14 protein-coding genes are annotated in these 15,458 nt (G+C 48.1%); all 14 read left to right on the top strand.

The window, feature by feature from the left end; translation table 11 throughout:
• The first annotated feature begins 117 nt into the window (after nt 1–117).
• The 14 genes from QP775_RS22375 (at nt 118) to rapZ (ending at nt 15,458) form a co-directional block, all read left to right on the top strand.
• The gene (locus QP775_RS22375) at nt 118–1,296 is read left to right on the top strand and encodes an acyltransferase (protein ID WP_285109024.1); all 1,179 of its coding nucleotides are present in this window, start codon (nt 118–120) and stop codon (nt 1,294–1,296) included.
• 358 nt (nt 1,297–1,654) lie between these two features.
• Nucleotides 1,655–2,875: an ATP phosphoribosyltransferase regulatory subunit gene (locus QP775_RS22370; RefSeq protein ID WP_285109023.1), complete on the top strand. Its 1,221-nt coding sequence runs from the start codon at nt 1,655–1,657 to the stop codon at nt 2,873–2,875.
• Between the two features lie 16 nt (nt 2,876–2,891).
• The gene (gene hisG / locus QP775_RS22365) at nt 2,892–3,533 is read left to right on the top strand and encodes an ATP phosphoribosyltransferase (RefSeq protein ID WP_239329860.1); all 642 of its coding nucleotides are present in this window, start codon (nt 2,892–2,894) and stop codon (nt 3,531–3,533) included.
• Between the two features lie 66 nt (nt 3,534–3,599).
• Complete coding sequence (gene hisD, locus QP775_RS22360; protein ID WP_285109022.1) at nt 3,600–4,886, top strand: histidinol dehydrogenase; 1,287 nt, start codon at nt 3,600–3,602, stop codon at nt 4,884–4,886.
• 97 nt (nt 4,887–4,983) lie between these two features.
• Nucleotides 4,984–5,595 carry an imidazoleglycerol-phosphate dehydratase HisB gene (hisB, locus tag QP775_RS22355; RefSeq protein ID WP_285109021.1) on the top strand — a complete coding sequence of 204 codons (612 nt, stop codon included), beginning with the start codon at nt 4,984–4,986 and terminating at the stop codon, nt 5,593–5,595.
• A 3-nt stretch (nt 5,596–5,598) separates the two neighbouring features.
• Nucleotides 5,599–6,228: an imidazole glycerol phosphate synthase subunit HisH gene (hisH, locus tag QP775_RS22350; RefSeq protein WP_285109020.1), complete on the top strand. Its 630-nt coding sequence runs from the start codon at nt 5,599–5,601 to the stop codon at nt 6,226–6,228.
• A 176-nt stretch (nt 6,229–6,404) separates the two neighbouring features.
• Complete coding sequence (gene hisA / locus QP775_RS22345; protein WP_285109019.1) at nt 6,405–7,145, top strand: 1-(5-phosphoribosyl)-5-[(5-phosphoribosylamino)methylideneamino]imidazole-4-carboxamide isomerase; 741 nt, start codon at nt 6,405–6,407, stop codon at nt 7,143–7,145.
• Nucleotides 7,146–7,256: 111 nt separating this feature from the next.
• Nucleotides 7,257–8,015, top strand: coding sequence for an imidazole glycerol phosphate synthase subunit HisF (gene hisF, locus QP775_RS22340; RefSeq protein ID WP_239329791.1), 759 nt, complete (start codon nt 7,257–7,259; stop codon nt 8,013–8,015).
• The gene (gene hisIE / locus QP775_RS22335; RefSeq protein ID WP_285109018.1) at nt 8,012–8,734 is read left to right on the top strand and encodes a bifunctional phosphoribosyl-AMP cyclohydrolase/phosphoribosyl-ATP diphosphatase HisIE; all 723 of its coding nucleotides are present in this window, start codon (nt 8,012–8,014) and stop codon (nt 8,732–8,734) included. The genes hisF and hisIE overlap by 4 nt, the downstream gene beginning before the upstream one ends.
• A 426-nt stretch (nt 8,735–9,160) precedes the next feature.
• Entirely contained in the window at nt 9,161–10,111 is a 951-nt protein-coding gene (locus QP775_RS22330) for a ribose-phosphate diphosphokinase (RefSeq protein ID WP_239329787.1), read from the top strand.
• Nucleotides 10,112–10,252: 141 nt separating this feature from the next.
• Entirely contained in the window at nt 10,253–12,286 is a 2,034-nt protein-coding gene (locus QP775_RS22325) for a tetratricopeptide repeat protein (RefSeq protein WP_285109017.1), read from the top strand.
• 102 nt (nt 12,287–12,388) lie between these two features.
• Nucleotides 12,389–13,345 carry a thioredoxin-disulfide reductase gene (trxB, locus tag QP775_RS22320; RefSeq protein ID WP_239329783.1) on the top strand — a complete coding sequence of 319 codons (957 nt, stop codon included), beginning with the start codon at nt 12,389–12,391 and terminating at the stop codon, nt 13,343–13,345.
• Between the two features lie 234 nt (nt 13,346–13,579).
• The gene (locus QP775_RS22315) at nt 13,580–14,533 is read left to right on the top strand and encodes an ROK family glucokinase (protein ID WP_239329781.1); all 954 of its coding nucleotides are present in this window, start codon (nt 13,580–13,582) and stop codon (nt 14,531–14,533) included.
• A gap of 28 nt (nt 14,534–14,561) precedes the next feature.
• Nucleotides 14,562–15,458: an RNase adapter RapZ gene (gene rapZ, locus QP775_RS22310; RefSeq protein ID WP_239329779.1), complete on the top strand. Its 897-nt coding sequence runs from the start codon at nt 14,562–14,564 to the stop codon at nt 15,456–15,458.

Here is a 15,458-nt window from a genome sequence, read left to right as displayed (position 1 = left end):
AAGTGTTGGAAGAGAAGACACAGGTTTATAATGTGATGTTATTATTTTAATACTTATGTAGCTGAGGCTGTGCATCTTGTACATGCTGTTGACTTGCCTTGGTGTTAGGAGGCCCCATTGGATACCAAATGGATTGCTGCACTCCCAATTGTAAGGGCTATGGCTATATTAGGGGTTATTTTGGTTCATGCCACTTCCTTTGCATCTATTGAAATGACACAATCGCCTTTCTTTTACGGTTATACGTGGTTTAATATCTTCTTTAAGTTCGGTACTCCTGTTTTTATTATGTTGAGCAGCCTTGTTCTCTTCTATAACTATGGGAAGAAGGAGATGGGGGCAGGCAAGCTTATTGTCTTTTACCGCAATCGATTAAAATATATATTGTTACCCTATGCGGTTGCTTCTGTCTGTTATTTCTTGCTTGTGCAAGTAACGGTCAGACACGACCGTGATTGGACGGAGGCATGGGGGTCTTTTGGCAAAGAGCTGATAACCGGTTCTGCCTATACACATTTGTATTTTGTGTTTATCAGCTTGCAATTTTATGTGTTGTTTCCGCTGCTGCTGAAAATATGTCAAAGGCCAGCTGTAAGCCCTTGGATCATACCAGCAGGTTTCCTGATTCAATGGGTATTTGTACTAGGGAATAAATATGAATTCCATATTGTAGAAAAGGGGAGCATTTCTCTGTCCTACATGGGGATGTATGCGCTCGGGGCTTATATCGGCTTACATTATGGGCGGATCCAGCCGTGGCTAGATTCAGTATGCAACCCTGGTATTGATCGTTATAGAGTCTATCGTCGCTGGAATGCTCTGCTCTGGTCAGGCTGGGTGCTGGCTAGTTTATCCCACGTTCAGATCTGGTACATCACACGCTCAACAGGGTATGAATTTAATTCGCTCGGTTACGAAGCGTTGTGGTGTGTGCACACAGCCTTGTCGGCTGTCGTACTGTTGCAGACTGGACATTTGTTCGTTCGCAAGCTGCCTCAACGAAGTCTCAATGTCTTGAATCGATTAGGACAGTTGTCCTTTGGGATCTATTTGCTCCACCCGTTATGGCTTGCGGGCTATCGTAAGCTGGCATGGCATCAGGGGAATGAGCTTTTGTATGCACTATATATTGCAAGCGGTTACGTATTAGCATTAGCTCTGTCTTGGGTTGTCGTGTCCTGGTCCTTCAAGCACATTTCATGGGCTTGGATAGCACTTGGCTCGCCTCCAACTAATAGCAAGAAGACTGAGAAAGCACACCAGACAGGGTCAAGTAAGCAAACATTGGAACGGTAGAGGATATGGCGGTATACGTTTAACTATGATCGAGCTATAGTCCGTTCATCAAGGGAATAACTCTGTTCATGAGCTAAACATATATGACCCATCTTATAGTGAGGCACGGACAAGAGTATAGAAGCTGTAGACACCTGTGTAAACAGGTGTCTTTTTTACATTAGTTTGGATAGTTATAAGCATACACAGCATGGCAATAAGGGTACTTCATAGGTGAAGCGATAAAGAAAGAATGAGGATTGACGGCAATTGTTGGTCGTGGTAAGATAACTTCTAATTTCTTTCATTTGCTAATAAGGTAATTTGGTAGTACGTTAATATAATAAAGAATGATGGACGTATATAAGGAGAGAGCGGCATGTCTAAACCCAAAATGTTCGAGAAGCCCTCGGGTGTACGAGATTACTTGCCGGAGGCGGTCAGCAAATTGCGATATATCGAGCGGCAAGCGCTGAATTGTATGTCGCGATGGGGCTATGAGCAGATTGTGACACCAACTATGGAGTTTTATGATACCGTCGGAATGGCCAGCTCCACCTCCGATCATAAATTATTCAAGCTGTTGAACCAACGGGGCACCGCGATGGTGCTGCGTTCGGACATGACAGCTCCGATAGCTCGTGTCGTGTCATCACTGCTTTATGAAGAACCGCTTCCGATACGTTTGTCCTACCATGCAAATGTATTTCGTTCGATGGAAGAGGAGGCTGGTCGTGAGGCCGAATTTTATCAGACAGGCGCTGAGCTTGTCGGTGATGCTTCTCCAGAGGCCGATGCTGAAGTGATTGCTTTATCGATAGCTTGTTTACAATCAACGGGCATAGAGCGGTTCAAGGTAGCTGTAGGCCACCATGGCTTTTTGCAAGGCCTTTTTGGATACACGCTGCCGGATCGTGAAGCGGATCAGCAGCGTTTAATGCAGCTGCTCGTAGCACGGGATGTTGTGGGCTACCGTGAGATGATACGTACTCTGCCCATAGAGCAGGAGCAGATCGAACGCCTTGAGGCCGTTCTTCAGCTGCAAGGTGGACGACGTATCGTTGAAGAGGCAAGAGGGATTGTTGATGAGCCGCACGCTCGAATGTCATTGTTCCATTTGGAGCGGGTGTGGGAGGTGCTTGAAGCTTACGGTGTATCCGAGCATTTGATGCTCGACTTGACATTGGTCGGTGATTTTTCTTATTACACAGGGACGATATTTGAAGGGTACTCGGCGGAACTTGGCTTCCCTGTCATGAGTGGCGGCCGATATGATAATCTCCTGCAGCAATTCGGCAGGCCAGCACCAGCGACAGGCTTTGCCTTAAAAACAACAAGGATGCTGGATGCGATTCGCGTGCACGAACAAGTGGGCGTGCAGCCATCCATTCTGATCCAGTATGATGCTGTACGGAGGCGAGAAGCACTGGCAGAGGCTACAAGGCTCCGTGCTGCGGGTGAGCGGGTTGTAACACGGCGGGTGGATGATGTGTCGCAGCTTGTTGAAGTCCATAGGTTGGAGGACGAAATGATGTTAAGGAGCGGTCAAGTGTTCAAAGATGTACTTACATTTGTACAGTTTGTAACGGAACATGGATGAGGAGAAGGTGACATCAATGCAGGATTGGCACAATTATCTGAAAGTAGCCATGCCTAAAGGGCGAATCTATAAGCAGGCGTCGGCGTTGTTCCGCGCGGCGGGTCTTTCTGTTCCTGAAGATGAGGATCAATCCCGAAAGCTGATTATCGATATTCCGGAGGCACGAATGCAGTTTATTATGGCTAAGCCAGTGGATGTACCTACCTATGTGGAGTATGGAGTAGCTGACATTGGCATTGTTGGTAAGGACGTACTAATGGAAGAGAATAAAGATGTATACGAGCTCCTGGATCTTGGCATCGCTCGCTGCCGAATGTCCGTTATTGGCTTGCCTGAATGGAAACCGGCAACGCACCCTCGGGTAGCGACCAAATATCCGAATGTGGCGTCACAATACTTTCGTGAACGTGGTCAGCAGGTAGAGGTAATCAAGCTGAATGGTTCTATTGAGCTTGCTCCACTAATCGGATTAGCTGATCGTATTGTAGATATGGTAGAGACCGGAACGACGCTAAGGGAGAACGGTTTGGTGGAGCTGCAAGAGATGTTTGGTATCACAAGCCGACTTATTGCGAACCGTGTCAGCTATCGGATGAAAAACGATACCATTCAGCAGCTCTGCGATCAACTGCAAACTTATATTGCAATCAAGCAATGAAATTGAAATAAGAGCGGTCCAACCATATATATAGATAACTCAAATGGCGAAGAGGAGGAGAGCATGATGCGAATCGTAAGGGCGGTGGACTTCAAGCTGCATCGTGAAGTGGATTACGGATCACCTGATCAAATTGCAACCGTGAAGCGTATTTTGAATGCTGTACGCAATGAAGGAGACGAAGCCCTGCTTCGTTATACATTGGAATTTGATCGAGTCTCGCTTGCTGCTAACGTTCTGCGGGTAGAAGAGCGTGAAATGACGGCAGCATATGAAGAGGTGGAGCCATCTTTTGTGACCGCGATCCGTGAAGCTGCTGCCAATATTCGCGCTTTCCACGAAAAGCAGAAACGTAGCTCGTGGATGGATGTGCAGCCTGACGGAACCCTGCTTGGTCAGCTTATTCGCCCGTTGAAGCGAGTTGGCGTGTATGTTCCGGGAGGCAAGGCAGCCTACCCTTCTTCGGTGTTAATGAATGTGATTCCGGCGCAGGTGGCGGGCGTGGACGAGATTGTGATGGTAACTCCTCCGGCCACTAGCGGTCGTGCCGGTATTGATCCTTACATACGGGTTGCGGCAGCGGAGGCTGGAGTAAAGGAAATGTACCGTGTCGGGGGAGCACAGGCGATTGCGGCGCTGGCCTACGGGACGGACAGTATAAAGCCGGTGGATAAAATATGCGGGCCGGGCAACATTTACGTGGCGCTAGCAAAACGTGAAGTGTACGGGGTGGTCGATATTGACAGTATAGCCGGACCTTCCGAGATCGTAGTGTTAGCTGATGAGACCGCCAACCCTGCATATGTGGCAGCCGATTTGCTCTCTCAAGCTGAACACGATGAGATGGCTTCAGCTGTACTAATCACCAATTCGAGCGAGCTTGCTTTTCAGGTGCAGGCGGAGGTAGAGCAGCAGCTTGCGAGTCTGCCGCGGCGAGAGATTGCTCAGCAATCTCTCGAGCAATATGGAGCTATTATTATCGTAGAGCACATGGCAGAAGGTATTGCCTTAGTGAATCGTATGGCACCGGAGCATTTGGAGATTGTTACTACGGAGCCAATGAACGAGTTGGCAGGTATTGAAAACGCAGGGGCGATCTTCCTAGGAAGCTACAGTTCAGAACCTGTAGGCGATTATTTTGCGGGACCGAACCATATTATTCCTACAAACGGTACGGCGCGGTTTTCCTCGCCGGTGGATGTCGATATGTTTACGAAGAAATCAAGCCTGATTCGTTACAGCAAGGAGGCGCTGCTGAGGCATGGCGATACGATTATTGCGCTTGCCCGTCATGAGGGGCTTGAGGCCCATGCCAGAGCCATCGAGATAAGATTGGATCAGGAGCGAATGTAGGGGATGAACAGCTTTCACAGCTGCAAGTACTGAGATTTGACATATGAGCACGAACGTAATTGGAATTCAACTGACTAGAACGAGAGGTGGCAGGACGATGGCAGCGACAACCGACGGTAAGATAGTACGCGAGGCAGCAATCACGCGCAAGACAAATGAAACAGATATTCAGCTTTCCTTTGTGGTAGATGGACAAGGAAAGAGCAATTTGGATACAGGAGTTCCTTTCCTGAACCATATGCTGGATCTGTTTACGAAGCACGGTCATTTTAATCTAGCGGTGGAAGCGGATGGAGATATCGATATTGATGACCACCACACCGTTGAGGATATCGGCATTTGTCTTGGGCATGCTTTGCGCGAGGCGCTGGGTGACAAAGCCGGAATTAAGAGATACGCCTCCGTGTTTGTTCCAATGGATGAAGCGCTTGCTCAAGTCGTCATTGATATTAGCAATCGTCCGCATTTTGAGCATAAGGCGCAGTATCCGTCTACGCAGGTTGGTGCTTTTCAAACGGAGCTTGTGCATGAATTTCTATGGAAGCTGGCGTTAGAGGCTAGAATGACGCTGCATGTCATTGTCCATTATGGTCAAAATACGCACCACATGATTGAGGCAGTGTTTAAGGCACTTGGCCGAGCGTTAGATGAGGCCACTTCCATTGATCCACGTGTACAAGGGGTCCCTTCAACGAAGGGAGTGCTGTAACTTATGATAGCGATCGTTGATTACGGAATGGGAAATCTGCATAGCGTGTCCAAGGCGGTAGAACGACTCGGATCAACTGCTGTCATTACAGCCGATCGCGATGTACTGGGTGCGGCGGATGCTATCTTGTTACCAGGTGTCGGAGCTTTTGGCGATGCCATGGATGCGTTGCGTATGACAGGCCTTGATGTTGTATTAAAGGAATTAGTGTCGTCGGGCAAGCCTTTGCTGGGAATATGCTTAGGAATGCAGTTGTTATTTGACCGCAGTGAAGAGCACGGAGATCACGAGGGACTAGGGCTTCTAAAGGGAACGGTAGTACGTTTTGAAGAGGGAATTGCTAAAGTGCCTCATATGGGATGGAATGAGCTGAAATGGAAGCAGTCCCAGCATGCATTGGTTAATAGACTCACAGCAGGACATGTGTATTTTGTTCATTCTTATCATGTACTGCCAAGTGATCCTGCGGACCTCATAGCTGTATGTGACTATGCTGATCGTGAAGTGACAGCTATTGTAGCGCGCGAATCTATATATGGCATGCAGTTTCATCCTGAGAAAAGCGGGGAACTGGGACTTCAATTGCTGCAGCAATTTCTGAGAATGGTAACACATCGTTTATCTAATAGTTAGACAAGAACGTCAATCACAATAGTTCCATATGGCTGCAAACCATGCAAACAGATCGCCAATATACGTTGTATGGAATAGTGGGTTTCACATATACAGAGTCAGGAATCGGGAACGACGAATGAAAAAAGGACAAAATATGAGCTGCAAACTCATCGCTCACAAGGGGGAAGGAAGCAATGACGGCATCATTTATCGTATATCCAGCCATCGATATACGCGGTGGAAAGTGTGTCCGCCTTATTCAAGGTGACTATGATCAGGAGACGGTATACCATGACAGCCCGGTTGAAGCCGCTCAACAATGGGAGGCAGGCGGTGCCGATTGGATCCATTTGGTTGACCTTGACGGAGCAAAAGAAGGTCGTCCTGTAAATGATCAGGTCATTGGTCAAATTGCTGCCAGCGTTAAGGTGCCAGTTCAAGTCGGAGGCGGCTTACGCTCGGAGGCTGATGTAGATAGATTGCTTGAGCTTGGCGTGGCCCGTGTTATTTTGGGGACCGCTGCGATTGAAGATCGTGCCTTCGTAGAGCGTGTGTTGGCTCGCTATGGGTCTAGGATTGCCATAGGCATTGATGCCCGTGATGGTTATGTGGCTACTCGCGGGTGGCTGGAGACGTCAACAGTTCAGGCAGATGTAGTAGTCCGTGAACTGGCGGATAAAGGAGCAGAGACGTTTATATTTACCGATATTTCTCGTGATGGCATGATGAAAGGGCCTAATGTGGAAGCCATTGTACAGCTTGCTGCTGCATCGGGACGTACAGTCATTGCTTCGGGCGGTGTGAGTACTTTGGATGATTTGGCGGCATTGTCTGCTTACGTTAGCTCAGGTGTTGGCGGTGCAATTGTGGGTAAGGCACTTTATACGGGGGCTATTGACTTAGTGGAAGCGCTGCAGTTGGCTGAAAGCATTTAAGACCACACGGTTCACCATATATTATTCGGGGACATTTATGCAGACGACAGAATAGTGTAAGCGGCACGGACGGCAACTCATTTGCAGCGAGCAAGGATTGGGGAGTGACTTATGTTAGCCAAACGGATTATTCCTTGCCTTGATGTCAAGGACGGTCGGGTTGTAAAGGGTGTTAACTTTGTTCAATTGCGGGATGCGGGTGATCCTGTAGAACTCGCGGCGCTATATGATCGTGAAGGCGCAGATGAGCTTGTTTTTCTTGATATATCTGCTTCTATTGAAGGAAGAGCTACAATGGTGGAAGTTGTACGTGAAACAGCAGGAAATATTTCGATTCCCTTTACTGTGGGCGGAGGAATTAGTCATGTTGATGATATGCGTCATTTGCTTCGAGCAGGGGCTGACAAGATTGGTATCAATACAGCAGCTGTCAGACAGCCGGAGTTGATTGTAGAGGGAGCAAGACGATTTGGAAGCCAGTGTATCGTGGTAGCGATTGATGCCAGATACAATGCAGATTGGCAGACATGGGAAGTATACACCCACGGTGGGCGTACATCGACAGGCATAAAGGCAGTGGAGTGGGCTGAACGAGCTGCAGCTTTGGGTGCAGGCGAGATCCTGCTTACAAGTATGGATGCTGATGGAACAAAGGATGGGTTTGATGTAGCTTTAACACGTGCGGTTACAGATGCGGTGTCAATTCCGGTCATTGCATCCGGTGGAGCGGGTAAGGTAGAGCATTTCGCAGAAGCGTTTTTTGAAGGAAATGCAGATGCAGCGCTCGCAGCTTCGATATTCCATTACAAAGAAATATCCATAGATGAGGTGAAGCAAGACCTGCGTTTGAAAGGAGTTGCGATACGATGAGTGAAAGGGCAACACAGTCTGCTCCATGGGGGAATTGGCCAGATACAAAGGTGCAGCAAATAGCAGATTCATTAAATTGGAATAATCAAGGACTTATTCCGACTATAGTGCAGGATGCGTCTAATCAAAAGGTATTGATGATGGCTTATATGAATCGAGAGTCACTGAAGCTCACTTGTGAGTTGGGCGAGACCGTATTCTGGAGCCGCTCTCGTCAGTCGATATGGCATAAAGGAGCGACCTCAGGGCATACGCAGCGTGTCGTTGCAATGACCACGGACTGTGACAAGGATACGCTGCTTGTTCAGGTGGTTCCGAACGGTCCAGCTTGCCATACAGGGAGCGAGACGTGCTTCTTTGAGAACATCGCTGGGGAACAACCAGAGCATGGAGGGCGCTTTGATGTGTTGGCTGCGCTTGAGTTCACGATTGCCGAACGCGAACGGGAGCGACCTGCTGATGCGTATACGACTTATCTATTTGATAAAGGAATAGATAAAATATTAAAAAAAATAGGCGAAGAATCAGCCGAAGTTATCATTGCGGCTAAGAACAATGATCTTCAAGAGCTTACAGGCGAGCTCGGCGATTTGCTGTTCCATATGCTTGTACTGATGCGGGCTAGCGGATTGCCATTTGATCAAGTGCTAGGAGAGCTGCAGCGTCGTCACCAATCAGCTCGTCGCGATAGGTATACAGAGGTTGGAAAAATAAAATAACAGCACAAAAAGAGGCAGGATGCTTTGAAGCTGTTGCGCAGGGTAGAGCAGCGCGCAGCAGCGAAGTACTGCTTTTTTTGCTATAAGTGCCAGCGATAAGATTTATATGTCATATTTGTGCCTTAGGCAGCATTCTATCATTACTTCTGCATATGCTATTTAGGGGCTGGTCCTGCTGTAGTAGCTAATGGGAGGACTGCTTAACTCTTTAATTTTTATGCGAAATCGGGATTTAATAGATGAAAAGGTCTGGAGAATTGCCTGCAAGGATACGTAGTGGCATGCACCTATTCATCAAGATTGAAGGATTGCTAGAATTGAATGCACGAGTTATAATAATATAAGAATTATTATTATTTGAAAACATTTTTCATTGCGTTAAGCTTCACTATCGATTGTCTCATTGATAAGGGGGAACCGTAACGTATGCAGAGCAGTAGATTACGCATGTTCTCGGGTTCATCGAATCCAAGACTGGCTCTTCAGATTTGCCAGGAGTTAGGCGTGCCTCTCGGTCATGTCACACTGTCTAAATTCAAGAGCGGCGAAATTTATGTGCATTACGAGGAGACGCTTCGCAATTGCGACGTCTTTATCGTCCAATCGTTCTCACATCCGATCAACGAGCATTTTGTTGAACTGCTTGTGATGATTGACGCGGCCAAACGAGCCTCAGCCCGCACCGTTAATATCATTGTTCCATATTACGGATACGCCCGCCAAGAACGCAAAGCCGCGCCACGAGAGCCAATCTCGGCTAAAATGGTAGCGGATGTACTCACTACAGCTGGGGCCAGCCGTGTCATTACGATTGATTTGCATGCGCCTGCTATTCAAGGTTTTTTTAATATCCCGGTAGATCACTTGACTGCTTTAGACCTCATTAGCGAGTATTTGAGTGCAAAGCGAATCGTGAACCCTGTTATCGTATCCCCAGACGCTGGAAGGGCCTCAACGGCGGAGAAGCTGGCCAATCAATTGGACTCTCCATTTGCCATTATGATTAAGAAGCGTCCAGCGCACAATGAATCTGTCATTACACACGTTATCGGTGACGTTGAAGGGTGTACGCCAATCATTATTGAGGATTTGATCGATACAGGCACTACCATTGTGAATGTGGTGGACAGTTTAAAGGAACGTGGAACGAAGGATGTGTACGTCTGCGCGACGCATCCCTTGTTCAGTGCGGATGCCTTGATCAAGCTGGATCACGCTCATATCAAAGAAGTGGTCGTAACTGACTCCATTCTTCTTCCAGAGGATTGTCCGCAGCACCTCAGAGTGTTATCCGTTGCGCCAATGCTGGCAGAGGCTACCCGAATTATTACGAATGGCGGGTCTATCAGCACGTTGTTTAAGTATAAAGGTGTATAGGCGAGTGTTCTGAGTGGTCTGCTGCAGAGGGACATTGTCCCTTTAACAGCGCTTTGTGGAAAGGGTTGAGGGATTTGCACGTCATTATGTTATACTTGAGGGTATGTGTATAACGAAGATGTGTAAGGAGGTGCCTTGGCGATGGCAGAACAGAAGTCTGAATCAGCCGGACCTATACTGAATACTCAATCTGCAATCATTGCATTTCCGGTGGATGCTGCAGCCTATGCCGATCGCGCCATGAAGGCTTTGGAGCGGTTGCATTACGACAAGGCATTAAAATATTTCCGGAGAGCGGCAGACAGTGAGCCCGCAAACCCCGTACACCAATGTAATTTGGCCGGTGCGCTTGCCGAGACCGGGCAATTCGAACAATCGAATCGCATTCTGGAGCATGTGATCGAACAACTGGATCCTGACATGACCGAATGCTACTACTATATGGCGAACAACTGGGCCTATCTGGACAACTTTAACACCGCAGAGGTACTGCTGGAGCGATACTTGACGCTTGAGCCTTATGGAATGTATGCGGAAGAAGCAGAAGAGATGCTGGAAATGCTCCGTTTTGAAATGAGAAGTTCTCATTCATTCCCTCGAGGTCGTACCGGCTCTGCGCACAAAGCGGGTATGAATCTCGGAGACAATGCGGAGAGCCCGACAGAGGACCTCAAGCAAGCTGACCCAAGTTCGATAACGCAGGTTGGCAATTGGAATTCACTTCAAGGGAACCAAGCAGAGGGCCTGATGTCGGCATCAGCACATACGACTGAGCAGGAACAGACGGACTTGAATGGGGAGTCCCCTTTGTCAGAAGAAGACAACGATATGGATGAACAAGAACGAGACCACTCTATGGCACGTGTGCTGTTGGAGGAAGGACGGTTTGCAGAGGCTGAGCAGTTGCTGCTTCATATTTTGCAAGGCGACCCGGAGTTCCTTGCGGCACGCAACAACTTGGCATTAGCGTATTATTATATGGGACGTTTTGATGAAGCACGCAGCGAACTTGAAGGGGTACTGGATCGCGACGGCGGCAACCTGCACGCCTTATGTAACTTGGCCATATTCGAACGCCATGCAGGGCATGAAGATAAAGTACAGCTGTTAATAGGTATGCTGACAAAGACAGAGCCTTTCCATCGTGAACATGCGTTTAAGCTGGCGACTACGATGGGAATACTCGGTGAACACGCAGAAGCATACCGTCACTTAAAGCGTATCGTGACGAAGAGCAGTATGCGCGAGCCGAGCGTATATCATTATGCGGCAGTTGCTGCGTGTCATGTGGAACGTTATGATGAGGCTGCGAGATGGTGGGCTTCATGTCGACGATTGGATCCTCAATCTGGAATTGCAACGTATTATCTGGAACAGCTCCAGCAAGCTCGTCCTGGGGAGGCTTGGCAAGTCATGCCAAGCTATCATTATCGACTACCTTACGATGAAGCGAGTCGGAGACACCGGCACGCTGCTCAAGTATCCGACACAACCTCAACATGGAATGAGGATACGGAAGGTGGTACAGAAGCAGGATGGGAACAGCAAGTGAAGACTGATCCGCTTGTTCGTTCTTCCTTGTTCTGGGCGCTGCGCTTCGGAGAACTGGAGATTAAGCTGCAAGCACTGGAAGCCATGAGTCTCCTTGGGGATGATGAGGCAAAGGGCGCACTGCGAGCGCTCTTGACCGATCGCGAACAGGAGACATACGTGAAGCAGTTATGCTTGTATGTATTGCGACGAATGGGTGTGCAGGAAAGTCTAGACGTGCTGATCGGTGATGAAACAATTCATGTGAGCTCAGCTTATCTGTCGCAAGGACCACCAGAATGGCAGCCAGAATGGCAATTAGTCATTAATATGCTGCGAGATCAGATGGGCGATCATTACGAATTATTTATCATACATGATGCTGAAGTGTTATGGGTCCAATTTATTGATGCAATGTATCCCGATACACCTCGAATGTTGAAGCCAGATGCTTGGGCTGCTGCAATTGAATATGTGACAGGCAAGCTTCATGACAAAAAGGTTTCGTTCCAGGATGTGGCGAATCGTTATGGAGTAACGGCCGCTACCGTAAGCAAGTATGTAAAGCGTATTGAAGAGCTGTGCCCTGCACATCATAATTGGAAAAAGATACATTCATTAAGTGGTCACAAGCCATTGCAATAAAGCAGATTAACAGGGGTCATTCTTGGTTATTTAACGCTTAGAATTGAATAGACGAAGCAGTGCATACATCACGGTTACAGGAACCGTCAAGGAGGCGTATATATGGAACATAAAGTTTATAAATCAGTTGTCATCGGAACTGGACCTGCCGGATATACAGCAGCTATTTACTTGGCACGTGCCAATCTGAATCCGCTCGTTATTGAAGGACCACAACCAGGCGGCCAACTGACAACTACAACGGACGTAGAGAACTTCCCAGGCTTCCCAGAGGGCATCACAGGTCCTGAATTGATGGATAGCATGCGTAAGCAAGCGGAACGTTTTGGCACCACATTTAAGACAGGAATGGTGCAAAGCGTGGACTTGTCGGAGCGTCCATTTAAGCTGCAAGTGGATGGTCTTGGTGAAGTGGTTACAGAGACGCTGATTATTGCAACGGGTGCATCTGCCAGATACTTGAACATTCCTGGCGAGCAAGACAACTTGGGCAAAGGAGTAAGTGCTTGCGCAACATGTGACGGCTTCTTCTTCCGCAATAAGAAGATCGTTGTTGTTGGTGGCGGGGATTCGGCCCTTGAAGAAGCTAACTTCTTAACACGCTTTGCTTCTGAGCTGACATTGGTTCACCGTCGCGACGAGCTGCGGGCTTCCAAGATTATGCAGGACCGTGCGAAGTCCAATGAGAAAATCAAGTGGGCGTTGAATCGTACGCCAATTAACGTAGAATCTACAGGTATGGGTGTTACAGGCCTGAAAGTGTTGAATAACGAGACGGGCGAAGAAGAAGTCATCACAACAGACGGCCTGTTTGTAGCTATCGGTCATACGCCTAACACAGGCTTCCTTGGTGGACAAGTGACCTTAACCGATAACGGTTATATTCAAGTGAAGCCAGGAACGACGGAAACGAACGTGCCAGGTGTATTTGCAGCAGGCGATGTACAAGACCAGAAGTACCGCCAAGCCATTACGGCAGCAGGTTCTGGTTGCCAAGCAGCGCTCGATGCGGAGAAATTCCTTGAGGGTAGCGCAGTACATGACTGGAGCGGCAATTAAATTCATATGGAATTGCACTAGCCCCTGTTGGCGTTACCGAATTCATATAAGTTTCACAGTATATTAATAACGTTTAAGACACGTCAGAAACGGAGCCCTGGGGCTCCGTTTCTGCTTAAAGAGTAGGCAAAAACGCTGTATTTAGGCAGTGACCACTTCTCTTGACCTGACTAGTGGGTTCGCGTATAGTGGGTACTGAAGTACCATACGATTATGAATAAAGGTGGATGACGCATGTCTGAGCAAATCTACGTAGGTGTCGATTTGGGAGGTACGGCTATTAAAGTCGGTATAGTGGATGCAGCAGGGAATTTGGTGCAAACCTATGAAGGACCGACAGAAGTGCCCAAAGGTCCCGAAACGGTAATCGATAACATCGAGAAGTACGTTCGTCATATCGTAGAGGAATCTCCTTATGATTGGAGTCAGGTGGCTGGAGTCGGCACTGGTGTAGCTGGATTCACGAATGTAAAGGAAGGCGTTATCGTTCTTGCCCCTAACGTAGGGTTTAAGGATGTGCCGATTCGTTCCATATTAGAAGAACGACTAGGCAAGCCAATCAAAATAGACAATGACGCCAACGTTGCTGCACTAGGAGAAGCTTGGAGCGGAGCAGGTAAAGGAATAGATCATTGTGTATGTTATACGCTCGGTACGGGTGTCGGAGGCGGCATCATTATCGGAGGTAGAATTGTGCAAGGATTCTCGGGATTAGCAGGGGAACTTGGACATATGGCGGTCATTCCTGACCTCGAAGCTATTCAATGTGGCTGCGGCAAAATGGGATGCCTGGAGACGGTGTCTTCGGCAACCGGTATTATCCGCATGGCGAATGATGCGGTAGAACGTGGAGATCGTACATCTCTTTCTTTGCTGGAGAGCGGAATTACGGCAAAAGATGTTATCGATGCAGCTAAGTCTGGTGACGAGGTGGCTATTCGTATCGTCAGCCGTGCCGCTTTTTATTTGGGTAAGTCGATGGCAGCAGTTGCTGTGTCGCTTAATCCAGAACGCTTTATTATCGGAGGCGGCGTATCGAAGGCGGGCGAATTTTTATTTGAGCAAATTCGAGAGACGTTCTTGAAATTAACACCAGAACCGGTTACGCGCGGCGTATCAATTGTTGCGGCGGAACTTGGCAATGATGCCGGCATGATCGGAGCGGCAGGCTTGTTCTTGCGTTCGTAATCGGCTCGTATAAGGAGAGGACGAATCGATGATGGAATCGACGGAAACGGCAGCAGTCTCGAAGCTGGTTATTATTACGGGAATGTCTGGCGCTGGGAAGACGATTGCTGTACAGAGCTTGGAGGACCTTGGGTTTTTCTGTGTAGATAATCTGCCTCCTGTTCTTATCCCTAAGTTTGCGGAATTGATAGAGCAGTCCAAAGGGAAGATCGCTAAAGTTGCACTTGTGATTGACTTGCGCGGCCGTGAATTTTTCACGGCGCTGTCCGAGTCTCTTAATTATATTCGGGAACATTTTACTATTAGTTATGAAATCTTGTTTTTAGATGCAACGGATGGCGTGCTGGTGCAGCGCTATAAGGAAAGCAGACGCCGCCATCCCTTGGCTCCTGACGGAATGCCGCTGGACGGAATCGGAATGGAGCGCAAACTGCTAGAGGACTTAAAGGGATGGGCGACACAAGTGATCGACACGAGCAATTTGAAGCCTGCACAGTTAAAGGAACGTATTATTTCCCGGTTTATGCATGCCAATCAGCATCTGATGTCAGTCAACGTCACTTCCTTTGGTTTTAAATATGGTGTGCCAATTGATGCAGATTTAATCTTTGATGTACGCTTTTTGCCGAACCCACATTATGTGGAACAACTTCGTCCGCGGACGGGGCAGGATGCAGATGTGTACGATTATGTGATGAAGTGGCCGGAGACACAACAATTTCTGACCAAGCTGCTTGATATGCTGAACTTTCTCCTTCCTCAGTATTATAAGGAAGGCAAGAGTCAGGTTGTCATTGGTATCGGATGTACGGGCGGCAAGCATCGATCAGTGGCAGTAGCTGAGTATATAGGTCGTATGATTGGCGCAAGCGATACGGAAAATGTGCGTGTCAGTCACCGCGATGCGGAGAGAGATCGACACTAG

The sequence above is a fragment of the Paenibacillus sp. UMB4589-SE434 genome, assembly GCF_030226685.1.
In the GTDB taxonomy this organism is placed as follows: domain Bacteria; phylum Bacillota; class Bacilli; order Paenibacillales; family Paenibacillaceae; genus Paenibacillus_B.
This window is presented reverse-complemented; position numbering and strand designations above follow the sequence as displayed.